The sequence below is a fragment of the Erythrobacter litoralis HTCC2594 genome, assembly GCF_000013005.1.
GTDB lineage: Bacteria > Pseudomonadota > Alphaproteobacteria > Sphingomonadales > Sphingomonadaceae > Parerythrobacter > Parerythrobacter litoralis_A.
Window position 1 is genome coordinate 304425 of sequence record NC_007722.1, and the last position, 15445, is coordinate 319869.

Sequence of the window (15445 nt, forward strand, 5' to 3'; positions counted from 1 at the left end):
ATCACGCTCATTCAGGGCGTTGCACTTGCCCGTGCAAACTCTACCGCGCGTAAAAAATCGCGTTTGCGCCTCGCGCGGCGGTCGGCAGCTTCGAAATCGTCGCCCCATAGCTCGACCTGCCAGTCCTCCTCGCAATTGGCGGCGTCCCACAGTGTTTCGGAGTCGGCATCGGCTTCCAAGGTGCCCAGGCCGATGATAAGCGAGGCGCTGAGCGACGTGGTGGCGAACAGGGCGGCCAGGGTGAACGGATCGAGCGCGTCGATCCGCGCCCTTAGCTTGGCGAGACTTTCCGGCGGCTGGGGCTTGTGGATGATGCCGCTGGCGCGCTCGACCCTGATGTCCTCGCGCATTTCGAAAGCGGTGACGAGCGGCTCCCACATGTCCAGCTGGCGCTTGTAGAGCGGTTCGTCGGGATCGGCGCGGTAGCAGAGCGTGTCGGTTTCCATGAAACCGATCAACTTGGCCGGGATATCGTCTGCGGCGGTAGCGATGCGGTCGATGGCGTAATCGGCCATGTCGCGGTGCGGAAAACTGGCGGGGTCGATGTCTTTGCCCTGCGCGCGCCATTCGTCGGCCAGCAATTCAGCCAGTGCGGCGGTTTGCACGATTTGCGGGCGCTTGCCTTGCGTTCTGATGCCGCGCCCGTCGAGCGCGACCTGGTACCCGCCGTCGACCTGCTCGACGCTTACCTCTTTCCAGAACTTTTTCATGGGTCCGGCGCATGCCAGCTCTTGGCGACAAGGTTGGGCACGATGAAGAACTCAAGCGCACCCAGCACCAAAAGGACATAGCCAAGTTCCGGGCTGTCGATCCAGCGACCCGATATGATGACAGCGCCGATCATCGCCATCGCCGCGCCCCCAAGCCGGATGATCTGCAGCAGCATGAAGCGCTGGCGGGCGAGCTTTTCCTGGTCATCCATCGAGCATATCCCCCAATTGTTCAGGCGTTTCGGCGACGGCTTCCGCGCCCGCGTCGAGCAAGGCCTCGCGCGGGTGATAGCCCCAGGCGACCCCGATCGCGCGCGTGCCTGCGGCGCGGCCCATTTCGATATCGTAGGTGGTATCGCCGATCATCACGGTCGCGGCGGGCTCGGCGAACGCCTCTTCCATCGCAACATGCAGCATGGCCGGATGCGGCTTTGACGGATGATGGTCCGCGCCCTGCAGGCTGGCGAAGCGTTCGATCAGGCCGTGCTGGGTGAGGACTGTGTGCAGCCCGCGATTGCTCTTGCCGGTCGCGACCGCCAGCGCCCATCCACCCGTTCCGAGCCGGTCGAGCAAAGGCACGATCCCGTCGAACAACGGCTCGTGCACGCGGCCCTGCTGGCGGGCCTCGAAGAAGCTCGCCTTGTAGGCATCGACAGCCTGCGCGACCTGATCGTCACTCGCCTCGCGGGCCAGCATGCGGATCGCCTGCGGCAGGCTCAGCCCGACGATCTGCCGCACATCGCGGCGGTCCGGCGCGGGCAGCGAGGCCGCGGCAAACGCCGCTTCCATCGCGTCGCACACCGCGCCCTGGCCATCGACCAGCGTCCCGTCGCAATCGAATACGGCGAGGCGGGCGGTCACTTTTTCTTGCCTCCGGGCCCACCCGGTTTCCTGCCGCGCTTCACCTTCGCGCCGCCCGACTTCTTGCCGAGTTTTCGGGTCGTATCGCCGCCACGCGCCCGGCGGGGTGAACGCTGCGACTTGCGATATTGCTTGGCGTGCTGGCGCGCGGCCTGCTTCTTTTCAGCCGGGGTCTTTTCGGTAATGTCCTCGCGCAGCGGGCGCGCCTTGCTGAGCGAAATGTCGAAGCCCAATTGCTCCATCGAGGCCGCGAAATGCTCGGGCAGGTCGGCCGTTACATCGAGCTTGCCTCCGCTTTTCCCGTTCTCGGCGGGCTGCGCGATGATCAGCCGCCGCGCATGCAGGTGCATCTTGCGGCTGACGCTTCCGGTCAGAAATGCGTCCTGCCCACCATATTTGCCATCGCCCACGATCGGGTGCCCCATCGCCGCCATGTGTACGCGGAGCTGGTGGGTCCGTCCGGTCATCGGCTCGAGTTCGACCCAGCAGGCCCGGTTGCCGGCCCGTTCGACCACGCGGTAGCGGGTCTTGGCCGGTTGGCCGTTCTCTTCGTCGACATGCATTTTCTCGCCGCCGGTTCCCGGCTGTTTGGCGAGCGGCGCGTCGATCTCGCCTTCATGCAAGTCGGGCACGCCGACCACCAACGCCCAGTAGACTTTCTTGGCCGATCGGCCCGCGAAGCGCTTGGAATAGGCCGCCGCGCTGCCCGGGGTGCGCGCAATCAACAGGACACCGCTGGTGTCCTTGTCGAGCCGGTGGACGAGGCGCGGGCGCGGATCGTCCTCCCCATCGACAAAGGCATCGAGCAGTCCATCGACATGCTTCGTCGTCTTGGTCCCGCCCTGCGTCGCGAGGCCCGGCGGCTTGTTGAGGACGATCGCGCTCTTGGTCTCCTTGATGACCATGTCCTGCGCCATCCGGACCTGCTCCGGGCTCAGCGGCTTGCGGGCGCGCGGATTGCGCTCGGGGTCTTCGCCGCCTGGTGGAATGCGCAGCACCTGGCCCGCCGCCAGCCGGTCCTCGGGCCTGGCGCGTTTGCCGTCGACGCGCAATTGCCCGGTCCGTGCCCAGCGCGAGATCGTGCCGAAACCGACCTGCGGCAGGTTGCGCTTGAACCAGCGGTCGAGCCGGACGCCTTCATCGTCCGCTTCGACGGTGAATTGCCGCACGCCGTCGGGATCCTGCCGTCTCGTCATGCGAACAGCCGGGTCAGCATCAGACCGAACACCAGCGCGCTGATCGCAAGCGAGACCGACAGCACGACATAGAGCGCGGCGAAGGCCGGTTGCCCGCGCTCGACCATCACCCAGACTTCGAGGCTGAAGGCGCTGAAAGTGGTGAAGCCGCCGAGGATACCGGTGCCGATCAACAGCCGCCATTGGTCCTGCACGCCGGGCGAAAGCTTGAACAGCACGCCCGCCAGCACGCCCATCAGCAAGCTGCCCAGCGCATTGATGGCGAGCGTTGCCCAGGGAAAGACGCTCATCGCCGGTGCGCCGAGCCAGCCGGTCATCCAGCGGCCCATCTGGTAGCGCAACACGGCACCGATCGCGCCGCCGAGGGCGACATTGAGTGTGGCGTAAAGTGGGGGAAGGGTACTCACGGCCGCTGCCTTAGCCGCTGCGGGGCGTCCTCGCCAAGCGACAAGTTGCGCTGCTGCAACAGCCTGACGCCTTGCGCTTTTGCGCGGTTTTGCCTATAGCAGTGTCACGAAAGCCGACCGCTTAGCGGATTCGGCGCATTCTTAATTGGAAATTTGCGGTGTATCCCGCGCGTTGGGCGGGCTCTCCCCTTTGTTTTGAGGTGACGTTCTTTATGCAAATCATGGTTCGCGATAACAATGTCGATCAGGCTCTCCGCGCGCTCAAGAAGAAGCTGCAGCGCGAGGGGGTGTATCGCGAAATGAAGCTGCGTCGCCACTACGAAAAGCCGAGCGAAAAGCGCGCCCGTGAAAAGGCCGCTGCCGTGCGCCGCGCCCGCAAGATGGAGCGCAAGCGCATGGAGCGTGATGGCATCAAATAAGTCGCACGGCGATTCTTATGCCGCAGCCGCTTGAAGTGGCGGCACGGTTACGCCAAAGGGCGCGGGAAGCAATTTCCGCGCCCTTCGCCTATCTGCAATCGCGGCGGGCGCCGCAAATCCAGGATTGGTCATGACCGAAGTTACCCGCGTTCCGCTCCAGCCGATTGCCAAGGGCTCGCTGACCAAGCTGTGGCTGGGCGTCATCGTCGCCGTGCTGATCGGCGCAGGCGTCGCCTGGGCCGCGGTGCCCAAGGGTGTAAGCGTCGAAACCATCACCGCCGGTTCGGGCGGTAGCCCGTCGATCGGCGATGTCGCCTTCGTGAAATACAAGGGCACGCTGGCCGACGGTACCGTGTTCGACGAAAGCGGCCCGTCGCCGTTCCCCCCGGGCATCTTCCCCGAAGGCACGCCCTTCCTGCTCGAGGAAGGCCAGGTGGTCGATGGCTTCCTGATCGGTCTCCAGCAGATGGAAAAGGGCGGCACCTATGAGCTCTATATCCCGTCCGAATTCGCCTATGGCGACGAGCCGCGCCCCGGATCGCCGATCCCGCCGGGCGCCGACCTCACTTTCGAAGTCGAACTCGTCGATTTCATGAGCCGCGAAGATGCCGAGCGCCGCGTGATGGCGATGCAGCAGGCGATGGAAGCGCAGCAGGGCGGCGAGGGCGGTGTCGCTCCTCCGCCCCCGCCACAGCAGGTCCCCGGCCCGCCGCCGCAGAACTAATCTCCCTCACGACAGGAGGCCCCCGACGCCATGTCCGTCGACAAGGAAACCGTAGCCAAGATCGCTTCGCTCGCGCGGATCAAGATGACCGATGCCGAGCTGGAGAAGATGGCGCCCGAACTTTCGAACATCCTCGACTGGGTCGAGCAGCTGGGCGAGGTCGACACGTCCGATGTCGAGCCGATGACCGCAGTCATTCCCAACACGTTGCGCCTCCGCGAAGACGAGGTGAACGCCGACCCGCTGACCGGCGGCGGCGTGCGCGACAAGGTGCTGGCGAATGCGCCTGCGGCGGAGCATGGGTTCTTCGGTGTGCCGAAGGTGATTGAATGAAGACCGCAGGTTTTCATTCAATCATCCCCGACAGCGGCGCAGCCGCGACCGATCGGGGATCCAGAAACAAAGGGAAGCTGGATTCCCGCCTGCGCGGGAATGACGAAGTATGAGTAGTGAACTAACCGAACTCGGCGTCGCAGACATCCGCGACGGGGTTGCCGATGGCAGCTTCACCGCCCGCGAAGTGGCGGAGGCCTTCAACGCGCAGGTGGCCGCAGCCAAGGACCTCGGCGCTTTTATCGTCGAGACGCCGGAAAAGGCGCTCGAAGCCGCCGCTGCGGTCGATGCGGCGCGCGCGAATGGCGAAACGCTCGGCAGCATGGCCGGGGTGCCGATCGGCATGAAGGACCTGTTCTGCACCGACGGCGTGCAGACCACCGCAGCCAGCCACATCCTCGAAGGCTTCGTGCCGCAGTACGAGTCGACCGTCAGCGCCAACCTGTGGCGCGCCGGTGCGGGCATGCTGGGCAAGCTCAACATGGACCAGTTCGCGATGGGCTCGTCCAACGAGACATCCTATTTCGGCCCGGTGAAGAGCCCGTGGCGGAAAGCCGGGAGCAACACTGCGCTGACGCCGGGCGGCTCTTCTGGTGGCTCCAGTTCCGCTGTTGCTGCGCGGCTGTGCCCGGCCGCGACCGGTACCGACACCGGCGGCTCGATCCGCCAGCCCGCCGCGATCACCGGCACGACCGGGATCAAGCCGACCTACGGCCGTTGCAGCCGCTGGGGCGTCGTGGCCTTTGCCAGCAGCCTCGACCAGGCCGGCCCGATAGCGCGCAGCGTCCGGGATTGCGCGATCATGCTCGAGGCCATGGCGGGTTTCGATCCCAAGGATGCGACCAGCCTGGATATGCCTGTGCCCCAGTGGGAAGCGGGCCTTTCTGCGGACCTCAGCGGCAAGAAGATCGGCATTCCGCGCGAATACCGCATGGACGGCACCCCGCAGGATATTCTCGACAGCTGGGAACGCGGCAAGAAATGGCTTAAGGATGCAGGCGCAGAGATCGTCGATATCTCGCTGCCGCACACCAAATATGCGCTGCCCGCCTATTACATCATCGCGCCGGCCGAAGCTTCCAGCAACCTCGCGCGCTATGACGGCGTGCGTTACGGCCTGCGCGACCTGCCCGATGGCGCGGGACTGCAAGACATGTATGCCGCCACTCGCGAGGAAGGCTTCGGCGACGAGGTCAAGCGCCGCATCCTGATCGGCACCTATGTGCTGAGCGCGGGCTTCTACGACGCCTATTACAACCAGGCGCAGAAGATCCGCACGCTGGTCGCGCGCGACTTCGAGCAGGCTTGGGCCGAATGCGACCTGATCCTCGCCCCGACCACGCCCAATGCGGCTTTCGGCCTCGGCGAAATGCAGGCCGATCCGCTGGCGATGTATCTCAACGATGTCTTCGCCGTCCCCGCCTCGCTCGCAGGCCTGCCCGCGATAAGCGTGCCGGGCGGTCTGAACTCGGACGGCCTTCCGCTCGGCCTGCAACTGGTCGGCAAGCCCTTCGACGAGCAGGGCGTGCTAAACGCCGGTCTCGCCATCGAGCAGCGCAATGGGTTCACCGCCAGGCCGGAGACATGGTGGGCGTGACTTCGTCGAGCGTTGGGCCGAGTTTCGGGATTGTTTATACGGTCAAGAACGAGGCCCGGCTGCTACCCGATGCGCTGAAGTGGCATCGGACGCTTGGTGCGCAACGGTTCTACGTCTTCCTCGACGGCACCACCGATTCCATGCGCGACTGGCTGGACAAGCAGCGCGACGTGATGGTGCGCGAGAGCGTGCCGCCCGATGAAGTCCGCGATGCTCCCGGCTTCTCGAAGAAGCTGGCCAAGGGCTGGGGCAGCTTCATCGATGCCCGCAAGAACCTTAACGCGTGGGTCGCGGCGCGGCTGGCGCTGAAGGACGGCATCGCATGGCTGGCGATGATCGATCCCGACGAGTTGTTGCTGCCCGATCCGTCCGGCGGCGTCGATCCCATCGCGATGCAGAGCTTGCTCGCCGGGCAGGAGCCGGATGTCGCGCAGGTCCTGCTGCCCAATTGCGATGTCCTGCCCGATGGCGCAGCGCGGGCGTATCCTTTCGCGCATCGGCACTTCCAGGCGCGCTTTCCTGCGCTGGAGGCGGCGTGGCGCACGTCGCGAAAAGCGTTGTCGGTGGTCTCGAACCCGCTCAAGGTGGCGCGCTACGACCAGTGGTACTGGGACAAGGCGCTGGGCAGAGATCTGCCGCGGCGGCTGTTCCATCCGGAGACGGGCGAGGCGATCCCGGCGGGCTATTTTCTTTCTTACTCCAGCCACAAGTCTATCCTGCGCACGCGGCTGGCGCGGGGTTGGCTGCCGACGATCCATCACTGGAAGAAGGGCGATGGCGAAGGCGAGACCGTGAAGGCGAAACGCGCCAAGATGCTGCATTTCGACTTCACCGATGCCGAGAGCTACCTGCACAAGTTCGGCCAGCGGCGCGGCAATCGCGAGGAGCGTCCGGTCCATTTCGCCGCCCGGCGCGCGATCGGCGATATCGCGCTCGATTGCAATGAGGCGGATGCGCGGCGCTTCTTCGATGAATGCCTGACCGTCAGCGATCCGGCGCGGATAGCGCATCTCGTCAAGCGCGGTGTCGCGCTCGACCTGCCGCAGGTGGAGCGCTTCTTCGTGGGCGAAGGGGGCGCGGCGTGAAGCTGTTCCGGCCCTATCTGTGGGGCGGCCGCATCATCAAGCTGGCGCGGCGGCTGGGCATGGACGTGATGCCGACGCTGACCCGCGACCACCGCATCGCCGGCGCGCGGCTGGCGTGGCGGGAGGAAGAACCCGGCCTGCTGCGGGGTGCGGTGGTCGAGGGTGCGCATGACGGGGTGCCGATCAGGCTCTTCGTCGCCAACGATCTCGACGTGATCCAGCAGGTCCACCGCAAGGGCGAATTCTATGAGCCGGAAGAACTGGCGATCATCAAGAGCGCCTGGGACCAACGTCTTGGGGGCGGCACCTTCCTCGATGTCGGAGCGAACGTAGGCAACCATGCGCTGTTCGCTGCGCTGGTGCTGGGCGCGGACAGAGTGATCGCTTCCGAACCGCAGGAAGTAGCGGCGCGAATCTTCGAAACCAACGCTGCGCTCAATCACGTTGCAAATCGGATCGAGCTGCACCGTGTCGGCTTATCGGACAGCGCGGGGCAGGCCAGATTGCAGAGCACCAGCAACAATCTCGGCGCAGCCCGTCTTGAGCAAGGCGAGGGCGGCATCGACCTCGTCACCGGCGATGCATTGGTCGGCGAGCAAGCCATCGGCTTCATCAAGATCGACACCGAAGGCTTCGAACTCCCGGTCCTGCGCGGCCTCACCGCCACCATCGCCCGCGATCACCCGCCGCTGTTCGTCGAAGTCGAGACCGAAAACCTCGCCGCATTCGAGCAATTCTGCGCCGAGCACGGCTACGCCGTCACCGAACGGTTCCAGCGCTACGAAACCAGCGTGAACTGTCTCGCCATCCACCAAGAGAATAGCTAAGGGCCATCCCATGAGCACTTACCGCATCCAGGGCGCAACCGGCGAATGGGAGGTCGTGATCGGCCTCGAAGTCCACGCGCAGGTCACTTCCAATGCTAAGCTGTTTTCGGGCGCGTCGACCGAGTTCGGGGCCGAGCCTAACGCGCAGGTCAGCCTCGTCGATGCCGCGATGCCGGGCATGCTGCCAGTGCCCAACCGCGAGTGCATCCGCCAGGCGGTGCGCACCGGCATGGCGATCGAGGCGCAGATCAACACATGGTCCCGGTTCGACCGCAAGAACTACTTCTATGCCGACCTGCCGCAGGGCTACCAGATCAGCCAGCTTTACCACCCGCTGGTGGGCGAGGGGCAGCTGCTGATCGAAGCCGACGAGAAGGCGGGCATTTCGGAAGACAAGGTCATCGGAATCGAGCGCATCCATGTCGAGCAGGATGCCGGCAAGCTGATGCACGACCAGCACCCGACCATGTCCTATGTCGACCTCAACCGCTGCGGCGTGGCGCTGATGGAAATCGTCAGCCGCCCGGACATGCGCTCGCCCGCCGAGGCGGGGGCCTATGTGCGCAAGCTGCGCGCGATCCTGCGCTATGTCGGCTCGTGCGACGGCAATATGGAAGAAGGCTCGATGCGCGCAGACGTGAATGTTTCGGTGCGCCGCCCGGGCGAAGAATTCGGTACGCGGACCGAGACCAAGAACGTCAACTCGGTGCGTTTCGTCATGCAAGTGATCGAATACGAAGCCAACCGGCAGGTCGACCTGATTGAGAGCGGGGGCGCGGTCGAACAGGAAACCCGCCTGTTCGATCCGGGCACCGGCACCACGCGGACCATGCGCAGCAAGGAAGACGCGCACGATTATCGCTACTTCCCCGATCCCGACCTGCTGCCGCTGGAGCTGGAGGACAGTTTCCTCGACGAATGCCGAGCGAGCCTGCCCGAACTGCCCGATGCCAAGCGCCAGCGTTATGAAAACGAGCTAGGCCTGACGCCCTACAATGCGCGCGAACTGACCGCGGAGGTCGAGACTTTCGCCCGCTTCGAAACGCTGCTCGCCGCCACCGCCAAGGCCATCGGCGAGGACGAGAAAAAGGTCGCCACGCAAGTCGCCAACTGGGCCCTGTCGGTCGCGCCGGGCGTGATTAAGTCGCTGGGTGACGAAGCGCATGTCGAAAACGCCACCGCCGAGCGCCAAGCCGCCATACTCAAGATGCAGGACGCGGGCGAGATTTCGGGCGGCCAGGCCAAGGAAATCTTCGAGATCGTCCTCAAGGAAGGCGGCGACCCCGCCACCATCGCCGACGAGAAGGGCCTCAAGCAGGTCAGCGACACCGGCGCCATCGAAGCCGCGATCGACGAGATCCTTGCCAACAACGAAGACAAGGTCGAGCAATACAAGTGCGGCAAGGACAAGCTGTTCGGCTTCTTCGTCGGCCAGACGATGAAAGCGATGCAGGGCAAAGCCAATCCGGCGGTGGTGAACCAGATCCTCAAGGACAAGCTCGGCTGATCAGCCGTGACTGCAATCGTCCTCGTCCACCCGGAAATTCCCGGTAACACCGGCGCGGTGGGGCGGACCTGCGTCGCGCTCGACATGGAGCTGGTGCTGATCCACCCGCTCGGCTTTGCCATCGACGACAAGCGGGTGAAGCGTTCTGGGCTCGATTACTGGCCCCATATCCGGCTCGTCGAATGTGCCAGCTGGGACGCGTTTCTCGCCGAACGCGCGCCGCGCGCGGACCAGCTGTTCCTGTTCGAGGAATATGCGCCGCGCAGCTTTTACGAGCCGGACTATCCCAAGGATGCCTATCTCGTCTTCGGGCGCGAGACCAAAGGGTTGCCACAGGGCATAGTCGCGGCCCATCGCGCGCAGATGGTCAGCCTGCCAATGCGTTCGGACAAGGTCCGCTCGCTTAACCTCGCCAACACGGTTGCGGCGGCGGCGTATCAGGCGATGCGGGGGCAGCTCAGCTGATTGCCAATTCAGGCGGGAGTGGTAACCTGTGCGGCATGAGATGGGCATTCATGATTTTCATCGGGTTGTATGCGCTGGCGCTCTTCCTGCTGGCGGTCGGCACATTCGGCTGGTTCGGGCAGGAGCAGGACCCGCTGTCGGGCGTGTTTCTCGTGCCGCTCGGACTGCCGTGGAACTGGCTGGGCGACAAAGCGGGGCTTGCGGGCCCCGCGCTCGCCATACTGGCACCTGTCATCAATGCCGGCATTCTTTACTGGCTGTGGAGACGTTGAGAGCGCTTAACCGCCGGTGATCAGCGCATCGACGATAACATAGGTTTCCGGACCGTAGCTGATCGTTACCTTGTCTCCATCGCGGCTGGTTTCGAAGTCCCATCCGGCGGAGCCGTCCGATTGTGCACTGTCCGCACCAAAGGGCTCGGTCCCGCGGAAGAAGATCGCCCGTTTGCGACCGTCTGGCTTGGTCACTTCGACAAGATGCTCACCCGGGCGTTCGCTCCAGTTGCGCTTCACGCCTGCAGCGCAGCTGCGCGTCGGCGCGGCGTTGGCAAACCCGCATTGGATGGAAGCAGTGGCGTTGTAATCGGTACCCGCGACCAAGGCGTCATCTGTGGTGCCCGTCACAGGACCGGTTTCGCCCATTCCGGCATTCGCATCACCGGTCGAGATACTGACCAGGCGAACGCCCTCGATAGTGGCAACGATCTCTCCGCTCAGCGCTTTCGCCGCCGCCTCGGTCGGGCAACCGATCAGGATTGCACTGTCGTCGAGATAGTTGGAAGTGGCCGCGCTTTCGCCCAGACGACGGCACAAATCGCCTGAAGCGGGATATCCGTCGCCGAAAGGCGCAAGGGATCCGGGAATTGCGGCAACAGTATCGTTTGGAGCGTCCGGCGCGGAAGTGTTCGCAACATCTGAGGGCTCGCCACAAGCGGCGAGTGCGAGGGCAAGAGCCCCCGCAATCACTGTGTTACGCATGCTCGCTCTCCTTACCGCCCGCGGCAATTGGGATGCTGGCCGATATCCCGAATGTCGTAGAAGCGTCCGTCAGCGATGGTCACTTGCAGGCACTGCTGCGACTGGCCGCGCCACTGGATCGAATAGCGGGTGTTGCCACTGGTGAAATTGTCGACCTGCCGGAAGCCCCTCTGTTCGAGAGCATCCATGCCGCTGCTTGCTCGTGCGCCGCTCAGGTCGTTGAACTGCGCTGTCGGACTATAGCCGCCGCGCCGCTTGTGATGGCGCAAATTCGCTTCTCGCTCTTCGACCCCGGCTTCGTAGCCGTTTGCATAGGAATCGGAGCGATCGTAATTGTGATAGGAAGCGTTGTGCAGCCCGTCCTGGTATCCGCGGTCGTATTGCTGCTCGGTCGCGTAATCGTCGTGATGTTTGCCATCGTCATGGTGGTGGGACTTGTGGCCGAGCAAAGCACCTAGGATGGCCGCGCCAGCCACTACACCGACCGCCGCAGCGGCATTGCTACCCTCGTGATGACCGCAATCCTGATCGGTCGCATCCTGAATCGTTTCGACTCTGCCGTTATAGACTTCGACCTGGACGCAATCGTCGTCGCTCTCGTTCCACCAATAGCTGTAAACATACCCCATGGTATTTTTGTGAGTGGAAATGTGCGCGAAGCCACGATCGCGCAGTGCGCTTTCAGCATCGCGCCCGAACATTCCGTTGATATCGACCAGTTGGCTCGCCTTTTCGGCTAGGACCGGCGTGGCGACCACGGCTGACATGGCGGCTCCAGCTACGGCATATTTTGCAATCCGCTTCATCTTTCTCTTCCCCTGATGAAATTCGCTGTGGCGACCACGCAGGCTTTTTGGCCCTTCGATTCGCCATGCTACCAACAACTGGGATCGGGTCAAATCGGCATGGTTTACATACAATTAAAAGCGCAGCCGGGCGCGCGGTCAATCAGTGTTGCCGCGGCCACCATAGCGTAGCCGCGGGCCATGCGACGTCGCCATGCCAGGTGGCGTGACAGACTAGGAAGGAGAGGCCCATGAACCTCGCACAAGAAAGGGCCGCCGGATCGCTCCGGCGGCCCTCGATTTCTCGCTGATTCTGTGAGTTATCAGCCCTGGCGTTCGCCGGTCAGTGGCATGGCGCCGAAAGCGCCAGCATTGACGTTGCCGGTCAGCTGGTCGCCTTCGACCGTGGCTTCGCATTCGAGCTTCATCGGCATCGGGACGGTCATGTTCATGTCCCAGGTCAGCTTGTTGCCGTCGATCTTGCCGTTCTCGACATCCATCGAGCCCATGCCGCCAGCCATGCTGCCGGTGAAGGTGTCGCCATCGTCGCCCGGCACCACGGTGAAGGTGCCGCTCTGGTCGCCCATCGGGCTCTTGACGACGGTATTGTAGGTTCCTGCTACGGACATTGAAATCTCCTTTGGTTGGTGTGGCGCGGCTTTTCGCCACTATTTACATGCGTGTCAATTATTGCTCCAGCTCGATCTGTTCGATCGGCAGGCCGAGGGTTTCGAGCTGCGGGCGGACCTTTTCGGCATCACCCACCACGACCCAGGTGAAGCGATCGAGGTCGAGCGCTTCGCGCGCTGCGGCATCGAGACTTTCGGTCGTCTGGTTAGTGTACCGTTCCGACAGGGTTTCGTAATAATCCATCGGGCGATCATAGAGCGCGTTGGTCTGCATCGCGTTCAGCACCGCGCCCGAGGTTTCGAACTGGCCCGGCAGCTCGCGGATCTCGTTGTTGACGATCCGGACCAGCTCGTCCTCGCTGACGCCCCGGTCGGTCAGGAACTCGCCGATCTCGCGGCGCAGTTCGGCGAGGGAATCTCCCGTCCGGTCGGCCTGCACCGGGGCGGATACGAGGTAGCCGACCGCCCCTTCTCGCTGCGACACGCCTCCGCGCACGCCGTAAGACCAGCCCTTGGTCTCACGCAAGTTCATGTTGAGCCGGGCGAGGAAGTTGCCTCCCAGCGCATTGTTGGCGTTGAGCAGGTCGACGATACCGGCATCCTGCGCACGGGCATTGGTGATCATCCCGCCGTAAATGAAGCTTTGCGGCGAGTTGGGTCGGTTGACGAGCACGATCCTGGTCTGCTCGGGCGCCTCGGCGATGGTCGAGAAATCCTTCAGACCGCGGGCCATGCGGTTGGCGGCCCACTGACCGAACGCCTCATCGAGCGCCGGTTTGATATCCTCCAGCGCCATGTCGGAAACCACGAACAGCTCGGCATTGTCGGGCTGGATCCAGCGGTTCTTGAACATCACCAGATCGTCGCGCGTGATCGCCGAGACGGATTCGACCGTGCCGCTGCCGCTATCGCCATAGGGGCTGTCCTCACCGTAGAGCAACGGAGTGAGCGTCATGTTGGCGATGCCCTGCGGTGTGCGCATCTGCTGCTGGATACCGGTGATCGTCTGCGCTTTGACGCGGCGCAGCTCGCCTTCGTCGAAGGCCGGGTTGCGCACGATATCGGTCATCAGGTCGAGCGAAGGCGCGAGGTTGGCGGTGAGCGCCGTCAGTGTGAAGGTCGACCGGTCCGAGCCGCCGCCGGTCGAGATGACCGCGCCGAGCCGCTCGCGCTCTTCCGCGATTTCGCGCGAGCTGCGGGTGGTGGTGCCTTCATCATAGAGGCTCATCGCCAGCCCCTCGAGCCCGCGCTTCGCGACCGGGTCGGCGGCCGAGCCGGCATCGAAGGAAATCGCCACGCGCGTTACCGGTACGGCGTCGCGCTGGGCATAATAAACCTTCATGCCGTTGCTCAGCGTGGTTTCCTGCACGGTGGGGAAATCGAGCTCGGCGAGCGTTTCGATCTCCGGCTTGGGCCGCTCCACCGATACCGTCAGCGTATTGTCGGCCGGGTCTGCGTCGGCATCTTCGCTGTCGCCGACGGAGGCCGCTTCCTCGTAATCGTCTTCGCGCTCGCCGGGTTCGAGGACCAGCGTCATCGCCGGGCGGGTCATCCATCGCTGCATCGCTGCCTGCACTTCGGCAGGGGTCAGCGTGGCGAGAATTTCAAGCTGTTTGGCATAAAACTCGGGATCGTCGACGAAGACCTCGCCGCTGGCGAGCGTCACGGCCTTGCCGCCGAAGCCGCCGACCTGCTCGAGCCCGCGAATGGTGCTGGCGACCTGCTGGGTGGCCGCGCGGCGGACCTCGTCTTCGGTCGGTCCCTCGGCGATGAGTTCGGCGATGATCTCGTCCATCCGCGCTTCGACCTTGGCCGCGTCCTCGCCCGGCTTCACCGTCGCGCCGACATTGAGCACGCCGACGCGCTGGAACGAGAAATTGCCCGCCGAAACGCCGACCGCGATCTGCTCGTCGCGGACCAGCGCATTGTCGAGACGGCTGGAGGAGAGCCCGCCGAGGATTTCCGCGCCGACCGTCAGCGCCACGAGATCGCGGCTGTCGAGGCCCGGTGCAGTCCAGTAGCGGCTGATATTGGTGGCGGCGACCTGGTCCTTCATCACCGTACGGACATCTTCGTCCAGCTCGGGGATCGCTGCGGCTGCAGGGGTGTTGACCGGCCCGCGTTCGATTGCGCCGAAATACTTTTCGACCAGGGGGCGCGCTTCGTCGGCGCTGATGTCGCCGGCGAGGACGAGCGTTGCGTTGTTGGGTCCGTACTTGTCACGGAACCAGGCGCGAACGTCTTCCATGCTGGCCGCATCGAGGTCTGCCATCGATCCGATCGGCGTGTGGCCGTAGGGATGCGGCTTGGGGAAGAGCGTCTCGACGATCTCGTAGAAGACGAGGCCGCCCGGCTGGTTGTCGCCCTGGCGCTTTTCGTTCTGGACGACACCGCGCTGGTTATCGAGCTTTTCCTGCGTGACCGCGCCGAGCAGGTAGCCCATGCGGTCGCTTTCCAGCCACAGCGCCCGTTCCAGTGCGCCGCTGGGCACGGTCTGGAAGTAGTTGGTGCGGTCGAAACTGGTGGTGCCGTTGTAATCGGTTGCGCCCATTTCCTGCAGATACTGGAAATAGTCGCCGGGTGCGTTTTCGCTGCCGTTGAACATCAGGTGTTCGAACAGGTGGGCGAAGCCGGTCTTGCCCTCCGGCTCGTCCTTGGAGCCGACATTGTACCACATGGCGACGCCCACGATCGGGGCCTTGCGGTCTTCGTGCACGATGACGGTCAGACCGTTGTCGAGCTCAAACTGGGTGTAGGGAATGGCGACTTCGTCGATCAGGTCCGGCAACGGGGCGATGGCTTCGGCCGATGTCGCCGCGGCTTCGGGCTTGGCTGCGTGATTGTCGGCAAGAGCGGGAACGGACGTCGCGATTGCGATGGCGGCTAGGCTGGTCGAAGCAAAACGAAGCATGGTCTCTCCAGG

The 15445-nt window shown here is 64.1% G+C and carries 18 protein-coding genes; 9 read left to right on the top strand and 9 right to left on the bottom strand.

The window, feature by feature from the left end:
- Positions 1-11 precede the first annotated feature (11 nt).
- The 5 genes from EL2594_RS01325 to crcB are packed head-to-tail and all read right to left on the bottom strand — an operon-like array spanning position 12 to position 3174.
- A complete protein-coding gene (locus EL2594_RS01325) occupies positions 12-710 on the bottom strand; it encodes an ATP12 family chaperone protein (RefSeq protein WP_011413234.1) in 699 nt (232 codons plus the stop codon).
- Positions 707-922 carry a hypothetical protein gene (locus EL2594_RS01330; protein WP_011413235.1) on the bottom strand — a complete coding sequence of 72 codons (216 nt, stop codon included), beginning with the start codon at positions 920-922 and terminating at the stop codon, positions 707-709. Before EL2594_RS01330 ends, EL2594_RS01325 begins: the two co-directional genes overlap by 4 nt.
- On the bottom strand, positions 915-1571 hold the full coding sequence (locus tag EL2594_RS01335; protein WP_011413236.1) for an HAD-IA family hydrolase: 657 nt from the start codon (positions 1569-1571) through the stop codon (positions 915-917). Before EL2594_RS01335 ends, EL2594_RS01330 begins: the two co-directional genes overlap by 8 nt.
- Positions 1568-2767 (bottom strand): RluA family pseudouridine synthase, encoded by a 1200-nt coding sequence (locus EL2594_RS01340; protein WP_011413237.1) that lies wholly within the window; start codon positions 2765-2767, stop codon positions 1568-1570. The genes EL2594_RS01335 and EL2594_RS01340 overlap by 4 nt, the downstream gene beginning before the upstream one ends.
- Positions 2764-3174: a fluoride efflux transporter CrcB gene (gene crcB, locus EL2594_RS01345; RefSeq protein WP_011413238.1), complete on the bottom strand. Its 411-nt coding sequence runs from the start codon at positions 3172-3174 to the stop codon at positions 2764-2766. The genes EL2594_RS01340 and crcB overlap by 4 nt, the downstream gene beginning before the upstream one ends.
- Before the next feature lie 212 nt (positions 3175-3386).
- Here crcB and rpsU point away from each other — a divergent pair, with 212 nt between their 5' ends.
- The 9 genes from rpsU to EL2594_RS01390 all read left to right on the top strand — a co-directional run bounded on the left by rpsU (position 3387) and on the right by EL2594_RS01390 (position 10403).
- Positions 3387-3593: a 30S ribosomal protein S21 gene (gene rpsU, locus EL2594_RS01350; RefSeq protein ID WP_011413239.1), complete on the top strand. Its 207-nt coding sequence runs from the start codon at positions 3387-3389 to the stop codon at positions 3591-3593.
- A 130-nt stretch (positions 3594-3723) separates the two neighbouring features.
- The gene (locus tag EL2594_RS01355) at positions 3724-4317 is read left to right on the top strand and encodes an FKBP-type peptidyl-prolyl cis-trans isomerase (protein ID WP_011413240.1); all 594 of its coding nucleotides are present in this window, start codon (positions 3724-3726) and stop codon (positions 4315-4317) included.
- Between the two features lie 30 nt (positions 4318-4347).
- The gene (gene gatC / locus EL2594_RS01360; RefSeq protein ID WP_011413241.1) at positions 4348-4650 is read left to right on the top strand and encodes an Asp-tRNA(Asn)/Glu-tRNA(Gln) amidotransferase subunit GatC; all 303 of its coding nucleotides are present in this window, start codon (positions 4348-4350) and stop codon (positions 4648-4650) included.
- Between the two features lie 109 nt (positions 4651-4759).
- Positions 4760-6247: an Asp-tRNA(Asn)/Glu-tRNA(Gln) amidotransferase subunit GatA gene (gatA, locus tag EL2594_RS01365; RefSeq protein ID WP_011413243.1), complete on the top strand. Its 1488-nt coding sequence runs from the start codon at positions 4760-4762 to the stop codon at positions 6245-6247.
- Positions 6235-7332, top strand: coding sequence for a glycosyltransferase family 2 protein (locus EL2594_RS01370; RefSeq protein WP_011413244.1), 1098 nt, complete (start codon positions 6235-6237; stop codon positions 7330-7332). The genes gatA and EL2594_RS01370 overlap by 13 nt, the downstream gene beginning before the upstream one ends.
- Entirely contained in the window at positions 7329-8159 is an 831-nt protein-coding gene (locus tag EL2594_RS01375) for an FkbM family methyltransferase (protein ID WP_011413245.1), read from the top strand. Before EL2594_RS01370 ends, EL2594_RS01375 begins: the two co-directional genes overlap by 4 nt.
- Positions 8160-8169: 10 nt before the next feature.
- Positions 8170-9666, top strand: a complete 1497-nt coding sequence (gatB, locus tag EL2594_RS01380; protein WP_011413246.1) for an Asp-tRNA(Asn)/Glu-tRNA(Gln) amidotransferase subunit GatB — start codon at positions 8170-8172, stop codon at positions 9664-9666.
- A gap of 6 nt (positions 9667-9672) precedes the next feature.
- Positions 9673-10131: a tRNA (cytidine(34)-2'-O)-methyltransferase gene (locus EL2594_RS01385; protein ID WP_011413247.1), complete on the top strand. Its 459-nt coding sequence runs from the start codon at positions 9673-9675 to the stop codon at positions 10129-10131.
- A 35-nt stretch (positions 10132-10166) separates the two neighbouring features.
- Positions 10167-10403 (top strand): hypothetical protein, encoded by a 237-nt coding sequence (locus tag EL2594_RS01390; protein ID WP_011413248.1) that lies wholly within the window; start codon positions 10167-10169, stop codon positions 10401-10403.
- 6 nt (positions 10404-10409) lie between these two features.
- Here the strand turns inward: EL2594_RS01390 and EL2594_RS01395 are convergent, their stop codons facing one another.
- The 4 genes from EL2594_RS01395 to EL2594_RS01410 all read right to left on the bottom strand — a co-directional run bounded on the left by EL2594_RS01395 (position 10410) and on the right by EL2594_RS01410 (position 15433).
- The gene (locus EL2594_RS01395) at positions 10410-10943 is read right to left on the bottom strand and encodes a hypothetical protein (RefSeq protein WP_011413249.1); all 534 of its coding nucleotides are present in this window, start codon (positions 10941-10943) and stop codon (positions 10410-10412) included.
- A gap of 176 nt (positions 10944-11119) precedes the next feature.
- A complete protein-coding gene (locus tag EL2594_RS01400; RefSeq protein WP_011413250.1) occupies positions 11120-11914 on the bottom strand; it encodes a hypothetical protein in 795 nt (264 codons plus the stop codon).
- Between the two features lie 302 nt (positions 11915-12216).
- A complete protein-coding gene (locus EL2594_RS01405; protein ID WP_011413251.1) occupies positions 12217-12522 on the bottom strand; it encodes a hypothetical protein in 306 nt (101 codons plus the stop codon).
- 58 nt (positions 12523-12580) lie between these two features.
- Positions 12581-15433 (bottom strand): M16 family metallopeptidase, encoded by a 2853-nt coding sequence (locus EL2594_RS01410; protein WP_011413252.1) that lies wholly within the window; start codon positions 15431-15433, stop codon positions 12581-12583.
- Positions 15434-15445: the final 12 nt, after the last annotated feature.